This window comes from Ramlibacter sp. (assembly GCF_013697775.1).
Taxonomy (GTDB): Bacteria; Pseudomonadota; Gammaproteobacteria; order Burkholderiales; family Burkholderiaceae_C; genus Ramlibacter.
Genome location: NZ_JACCWG010000270.1, coordinates 1 through 7,198 on the forward strand (window position 1 = coordinate 1; position 7,198 = coordinate 7,198).

Below are 7,198 nucleotides of genomic sequence, written 5' to 3' on the forward strand. Positions count from 1 at the left end.
GGACTGGGTGAACCCGCGCGTCGGCGGAGGCAAGTCGTGACCGCGCCGCGGCCGCCGCAACCGGCACGCCAGCGCGGCGCGGCGCTGCTGGCCGCCATGCTCACGGTGACGCTGGTCGCCACCTTCGCCTCCGCCGCCCTGTGGCAGCAGTGGCGCAGCGTCGAAGTGGAGACGGCCGAGCGCGCCCGCACGCAGTCGTCCTGGGTCCTCACCGGCGCGCTCGACTGGGCGCGGCTGATCCTGCGCGAGGACGCGCGCGCCGGCACCATCGACCACCTGGGCGAGCCCTGGGCCGTGCCGCTGCAGGAAGCGCGCCTGTCCACCTTCCTCGCGGCCGACACCAACAACAATGCCGCCACCGACAGCGACGCCGAGAACGTGTTCCTGTCGGGCAACATCATCGACCAGCAGTCGTTCCTGAACGTCGCCAACCTGGTGGAGGCGGGCAAGATTTCCGAAGGCGACCTGCGCGCCTTCGCCCGGCTGTTCGAACTTCTGAGCCTGCCACCGGCCGAGCTGGACAAACTGGCCGAGAACCTGCGCCGGGCCGAGGAGATCGCCACCGACAACCCCGGCGCCAGCCAGGCGCCGCTGCCGCCGCAGCGCGTCGAGCAGCTCGCCTGGCTGGGCCTGTCCGAGGCCACCGTGGCGGCGTTGCGCCCCTACGTCACGGTGCTGCCCGAGCGGCGGCCCATCAACATCAACACCGCCGGCGCCGAAGTGATCTACGCGGCCGTCGGCGGCATCAGCATGTCCCAGGCCCAGCGGCTGGTGGCCGAGCGCGAGCGCGACCCCTTCCGAGACCTCGGCGCGGCCAGGCGGCTGCTGGCGCTGACCGACTCCTTCCAGGCGAACAGCCAGATGGGCATGGGCTCCACGTTCTTCGAGGTGCGCGGCCGCATCCGCCTGGGCGACAGCGTGCTGGAGGAACGTTCGCTGGTGCGCCGCAACGGCGCCGAGGTGAAGACGGTCTCGCGCGAGCGCGGCGTCGTCGATCCGGCCGCTTTCGCGCGCGCCACCCCCGCCCGCTGACAAGGCCGGCCCCTACAATCCGCCGCATTCCATGAGTTCCCTGATCGTCCTGCTTCCCGCCGAACCGGTGGGCGCGTCCAGCGAGTTTCCCTACCTGCTGACCGGCGACCCGCGCGCGCCGCAGTCGCACGGCAGCGCGCCGGCCGCGCTGCTGCCGCGCCCGCAGGGAGCCGCTGCCGAAGTCATCGCGGTGGTGCCGGCGCAGGCGCTTTCCTGGCACCGGGTCGCGCTGCCCAAAGGCGTGGCCGCCGGCGCGCCCAGGCTGCGCGGCGTGCTGGAAGGCCTGCTGGAAGAGCAGCTGCTCGACGACCCGGAGGCGTTGCATTTCGCGCTCGGGCCGCCGGCCGCCGGCGAGCCGCAATGGGTGGCGGTGTGCGAACGCGCCTGGCTGCGCGGCGCCCTGCTCGTGCTGGAAACCGCCGGGCGCGCCGTCAACCGCATCGTCCCCGAGTTCGCGCCCGAAGGCACGGGTGCGCTGTACGCGGTCGGCGAGCCGCAGCAGCCCTGGGTGGTGGCCGCCGGTGCCGACGGCGTGCTGATGCTGCCCATGACCGCAGCCTCGCTGGCGATGCTGCCGGCCTGGACGCAGGACGCGCCGCGGCTGGCCGAGCCGGCGGTGGCGGCGCAGGCCGAACAGCTGCTGCAGCACAAGGTGGAACTGCTGCAGGCGCCGCAGCGCTGGCTGCAGGCCACGCAGACCCGCTGGGAGCTGGCGCAGTTCGAATTCGCCAATTCCGCACGTACGCGCACGCTGAAGAAGCTGGCGACCACCGGAGGCGACCTGCTGCGCGCGCCGCGCTGGAGGCCGGCGCGCTGGGGCCTGGCGCTGCTGGTGCTGGCCAACCTGGTGGGGCTCAACGCCTGGGCCTGGAAGGAACGCAGCGCGCTGGATGCGCGGCGCGATGCGGTTCGCCGCACGCTCGTGGAAACCTTTCCCTCCGTCACGGTGGTGGTGGATGCGCCGCTGCAGATGCAGCGCGAGCTGGACGCCCTGCGCCAGCGCACCGGCACCAGTTCCGGCCGCGACCTGGAATCCATGCTGGCCGCGCTCAGCGTGGCAGCGCCCCCGGGGCGCACCGTCTCGGTCCTCGAGTTCAGCGGCGACCGGCTGCGCGTGCGCGGCATGGGCCTCACGCCCGACACCGCGCGCACCGCCGCCATCAACCTGCGCAGCTACGGCTACAGCGCCACGCTGGAAGGCGACGTGCTGGTGATCGCCCAGGAGGCCGCGCCATGAAGCGGCTGCAGGCGCTGCGCGCGCACTGGAACGCGCTGGCCCCGCGCGAGAAGGCGCTGGCCGCGGCGGCGGCAAGCGTAATTTTGTTCGCCCTGCTCTGGTGGATCGCACTGGGTCCGGCGCTGCGCACCCTGTCGCAGGCGCAGCAGCAGCGGCAGGCCCTCGACACGCAGCTGCAGCAGATGCTGCGCCTGCAGGCGCAGGCCAAGGCCATGCAGTCGCAGCCCAAGCAGAGCTACGACGAAGCCGCCGCTGCCCTGCAGGCCAGCATGGCGCAGCTGGGCACCGGTTCGCGCTACTCCCTTGTCGCCGAACGTGCCACGGTGACGCTGTCGGGCGTGACGTCCGAAGCTCTGGCGCAGTGGCTGACGCAGGCGCGTGTCAACGCGCACGCGCTGCCCGGCGAGGCCCGGCTCACCCGCAATCCGGCCGGCCTGTGGGATGGCACCCTGGTGCTGGCCCTGCCACCAAGGTGATGGCCACCCGCGTCGCGTCGCGCGCGGCGGTGTCCCGCACTGCAGGCATCGGTCCCTGGTCCTGGGCGCTGGCCGGTGCCCTCCTGGGCATCTGCACCGCCGTGCTGCTGTTCGCGCCCGCGCGCTGGGTGGCGCAGGCGGTGCGCGACGCGTCGCGCGGCCACGTGATCCTGAACGAGCCGCTGGGCACCGTGTGGAACGGCTCGGCCCAGGTGCTGCTGACCGGCGGCGCCGGCAGCAACGACGCCATCGCGCTGCCCCAGCGCGTGCGCTGGACGCTGCGCCCCGGCATTACAGGGGTGGCGGGCACGGTGCAGGCCGAGTGCTGCATGGCGCTGCCGTTGCCGCTGGCTGCACGCTGGCGCTTCGGCGGTGCCTCGCTGCAGGTCGGCGACGGCGCCATGCGCTGGCCGGCCGCGCTGCTGGCCGGCCTGGGCACGCCCTGGAACACGCTGCAGCTCGATGGCGATCTGCAGCTGACCACGCGGGGCCTTTCAGTAGAATGGGCCGAACGCCGCCTGCTGGTTTCCGGGCAGGCGGACCTCGTGGCGCAGAACCTGTCTTCGCGCCTGTCGACCCTGAGGCCCATGGGCACCTACCGCATCAACCTGCAAGGGGGCGCGACGCCCACGCTGCGGCTCGACACCATCGAGGGCAGCCTGCGGCTGTCCGGCAGCGGCCAATGGGTCGGCCAGCGGCTGCATTTCGCCGGCGAGGCCACGGCCGCGCCCGAGCGCGAGGCGGCCCTGTCCAACCTGCTGAACATCATCGGGCGGCGCAACGGCCCGCGTTCCATCATCACCATAGGCTGACATGCTTTTTCGTCCTGCTGCTGCCGTCCTCGCCGCCTGCCTGCTGTGCATGGCGCTGCCCGCGCCCGCGTGGGCGCAGCGCTCCACCGAACCGGTGACGCTCAATTTCGTCAACGCCGAGATCGAAGCCGTGGCGCGCACCATGGGTGCGATCACCGGCCGCAACATCGTGGTCGACCCGCGCGTGAAGGGCACCATCACGTTGTCCACCGAGCGGCCGGTGCCGCCGGCCGCCGCCTTCAACCAGTTCCTGGCCACGCTGCGCCTGTCCGGCTTCACGGTGGTGGATTCCGGCGGCCTGCTGAAGGTGGTGCCGGAAGCCGACGCCAAGCTGCAGGGCGGCGGCGTGTCGCTGGGCCAACCGGCCGGCGGCGGCCAGATCGTCACGCAGATCTTCCGCCTCAACTACGAGAGCGCGGCCAACCTGGTGCCGATCCTGCGGCCGCTGATCAGCCCGAACAACACCATCAACGTCAACCCCGGCAACAACTCGCTGATCATCACCGACTACGCCGACAACCTGCAGCGCCTGGGCCGCATCGTCGCCGCGCTGGACATCTCCAACGCCACCGACGTGGAGGTGCTCAACCTGCGCTACGCGCTGGCGCAGGACCTGGCGCCCATCGTGCAGCGACTGGTGGAGTCCGGCGGCAGCGCCGGCGCGGTGCCGGCCGGCATCCCGGGACAGGGACAGGGCGACACCGCGTTCCGCACCACCGTCATCGCCGAGCCGCGCAGCAATTCGCTGATCGTGCGCGCGGCCAACCCGGCGCGGCTGAACCTGGTGCGCTCGCTGGTGCAGCGGCTGGACCAGCCCTCCTCGCAGAGCGCCTCCGGCAACATCCACGTGGTGTATCTGAAGAACGCCGACGCGACGCGGCTGGCCACGGTGCTGCGCGCGGCGATGGTGAATGCCGGCGGCACCACCAGCGGTGGCGGGGGTGGCGGCGGTCCCGCTTCGGCGCCGGGAACCGGGGGCGCGCTGGCGTCCTCGTCCGCGTCGTCCGGCAACAACGCCGCCACGGCACCCGTGCAGGGCGCGGCGCAGCCGTCCACCGGCGGCCAGATCCAGGCCGACCCGGCCACCAACTCGCTGGTGATCACCGCGCCCGAGCCGCAATACCGCCAGCTGCGCGCGGTGATCGACGCCCTGGACTCGCGCCGCGCGCAGGTGCTGGTGGAAAGCCTGATCGTCGAAGTCAACGCCGACAAGGCGGCCGAGTTCGGCATCCAGTGGCAGAACGTGCTGGGCACCACCAGCAGCAAGCTGGTGGGCTTTCTGGGCACCAACTTCAACAGCGGCGGCCAGAACATCATCACGCTGAACGTGGGCGCGGCGAAGGGCACGACGCCGCCGGCGTCCGGCCTGAACTTCGGCGTGGCGCGCAACATCAACGGCACCTACGTGCTGGGCCTGCTGGCGCGCTTCATCCAGACGCAGAACCAGGCCAACATCCTGTCCACGCCCAGCCTGCTGACGCTGGACAACGAGGAAGCCAAGATCGTGATCGGCCAAAACGTGCCCTTCGTGACCGGCCAGTACACCAACTCCAACACCGGCACCGGCGGCACGGTGAACCCGTTCCAGACCATCGAGCGCAAGGACGTCGGCCTGACGCTGCGGGTGCGCCCGCAGATCAGCGAGAACGGCACGGTGAAGATGCAGATCTTCCAGGAAGTGTCCAGCGTGGACGCCTCCTCGCTCACCTCCAGCACCGGCCTGATCACCAAAAAGCGCGCGATCGAATCCAACGTGCTGGTGGAAGACGGCGGCATCATCGTGCTGGGCGGCCTGCTGGAAGACAGCTACGCGGGCAGCGAAGAGAAGATTCCCGGCGTCGGCGACGTGCCGATATTCGGCAACCTGTTCCGCACCGAGACGCGCAGGCGCAGCAAGACCAACCTGATGGTGTTCCTGCGGCCGGTGGTGGTGCGCGACGCCGCGCAGACCGACGAGCTCTCGCTGGACCGCTACGACCTGATGCGCACCAAGCAGCAGCAGCCCGAGAACCAGCCCAAGCAGAGCAGCCTGGTGCCGGTCAACGAATCGCCGGTCATGCCGCCGGTCACGCGCCCGCGCGTGGCCGCCCCCGGCACCGTGGTCACCCCGGTGCGGCCGCAGACGCCGGATCCTTCGAGGTAAGCGCCATGCGGTATCCGCTGCCCTACGGCTTCGCGCGCGGCCAGCAGCTCCTGCTGGAAGACGACGGCGGCCGGCTGGTGCTGTGGCACGCCGGCGGCGCGGCCTCGGGCGCCTGGAGCGAGGTGATGCGCAAGTACCCGGGCACGTCGCTGCAGCAGCTGGACGCCGGCGCACTGGCGCAGCGCATCAGCGCCGCTTACGCGCAGGGCGAGTCGAGCGCCGCCACGGTGGTCAGCGAGGTGCAGAACGACGCCGACCTGTCGCGCATCATGCAGGAGCTGCCGGCGGTGGAAGACCTGCTGGAAGCCAGCGACGACGCGCCCATCATCCGCATGCTCAACGCCCTGCTCACGCAGGCGGCGCGCGACGGCGCGAGCGACATCCACATCGAGCCCTACGAGCGCCACTCCAGCGTGCGCTTTCGCGTCGACGGCGCGCTGCGCGAGGTGGTGCAGCCCAACCGCGCGCTGCACGCGGCGCTGATCTCGCGCCTGAAGATCATGGCGGAACTCGACATCTCCGAAAAGCGCCTGCCGCAGGATGGCCGCATCTCGCTGCGCATCGGCACGCGCGCGGTGGACGTGCGCGTGTCCACGCTGCCCAGCGCGCACGGCGAGCGCGCCGTGCTGCGCCTGTTGGACAAGAGCGAAAGCCGCATCAGCCTGGAGTCGGTGGGCATGACCGGCAACACGCTCAGCCGCTTCGTCGAGCTGATCGCGCAGCCGCACGGCATCATCCTGGTTACCGGCCCCACCGGCTCGGGCAAGACCACCACGCTGTATGCCGGGCTCAGCCGGCTGGACGCCGGCAGCAGCAACATCATGACGGTGGAAGACCCGATCGAGTACGAGCTGCCCGGCGTCGGCCAGACGCAGGTCAACCCGAAGATCGACCTGGACTTCGCCAAGGCGCTACGCGCCATCCTGCGCCAGGACCCGGACATCATCATGATCGGCGAGATCCGCGATTTCGAAACCGCGCAGATCGCGATCCAGGCCTCGCTCACCGGCCACCTGGTGCTGGCCACGCTGCACACCAACGACGCCGCCAGCGCGGTGACGCGGCTGACCGACATGGGCGTGGAACCGTTCCTGCTCAGTTCTTCGCTGCTGGGCGTGCTGGCGCAGCGGCTGGTGCGCAAGCTGTGCATGCATTGCCGCGAGGAACACGACGGCACCTGGACGGCGCGCGGCTGCGGCGCCTGCGGCCACACCGGCTACCAGGGCCGCACCGGCGTGTTCGAGCTGATGGTGGCCACCGACCCGATCCGTGCGCTGGTCCACAACCGCACCTCCGAGGCCGAGATCCGCAACACCGCGCTGGCCTCGGGCATGACGCTGATGCGCGAGGACGGCGACCGCCTGGTGCGCGAAGGCATCACCTCGCGCGAAGAGGTCGTGCGCGTGACGCGGGACTAGAGCCGCTTCACGCCCTCCCACGCGGTCCACACCGCGCCCAGCATCAGCATGAGCGCGGCGCCGCGCGCCAGCAGGAACTG

The 7,198-nt window shown here is 71.4% G+C and carries 6 protein-coding genes; all 6 read left to right on the forward strand.

Translation table 11 applies throughout. From position 1 onward, the window contains the following. Nucleotides 1–36 precede the first annotated feature (36 nt). From gspK to gspE, 6 genes are read left to right on the forward strand one after another with little or no spacing between them, the layout of a single operon-like run. Complete coding sequence (gspK, locus tag H0U68_RS13240) at nt 37–1,032, forward strand: type II secretion system minor pseudopilin GspK (RefSeq protein WP_296356308.1); 996 nt, start codon at nt 37–39, stop codon at nt 1,030–1,032. Between the two features lie 31 nt (nt 1,033–1,063). Beyond that, nucleotides 1,064–2,269: a type II secretion system protein GspL gene (gspL, locus tag H0U68_RS13245; protein WP_296356310.1), complete on the forward strand. Its 1,206-nt coding sequence runs from the start codon at nt 1,064–1,066 to the stop codon at nt 2,267–2,269. After that, the gene (gene gspM / locus H0U68_RS13250; RefSeq protein ID WP_296356312.1) at nt 2,266–2,745 is read left to right on the forward strand and encodes a type II secretion system protein GspM; all 480 of its coding nucleotides are present in this window, start codon (nt 2,266–2,268) and stop codon (nt 2,743–2,745) included. The genes gspL and gspM overlap by 4 nt, the downstream gene beginning before the upstream one ends. Next, nucleotides 2,745–3,557, forward strand: a complete 813-nt coding sequence (gspN, locus tag H0U68_RS13255; RefSeq protein WP_296356314.1) for a type II secretion system protein N — start codon at nt 2,745–2,747, stop codon at nt 3,555–3,557. Before gspM ends, gspN begins: the two co-directional genes overlap by 1 nt. A 49-nt stretch (nt 3,558–3,606) precedes the next feature. Then, a complete protein-coding gene (gene gspD / locus H0U68_RS13260) occupies nt 3,607–5,700 on the forward strand; it encodes a type II secretion system secretin GspD (protein ID WP_296356317.1) in 2,094 nt (697 codons plus the stop codon). Nucleotides 5,701–5,705: 5 nt separating this feature from the next. After that, complete coding sequence (gene gspE / locus H0U68_RS13265; RefSeq protein ID WP_296356315.1) at nt 5,706–7,118, forward strand: type II secretion system ATPase GspE; 1,413 nt, start codon at nt 5,706–5,708, stop codon at nt 7,116–7,118. Nucleotides 7,119–7,198: the final 80 nt, after the last annotated feature.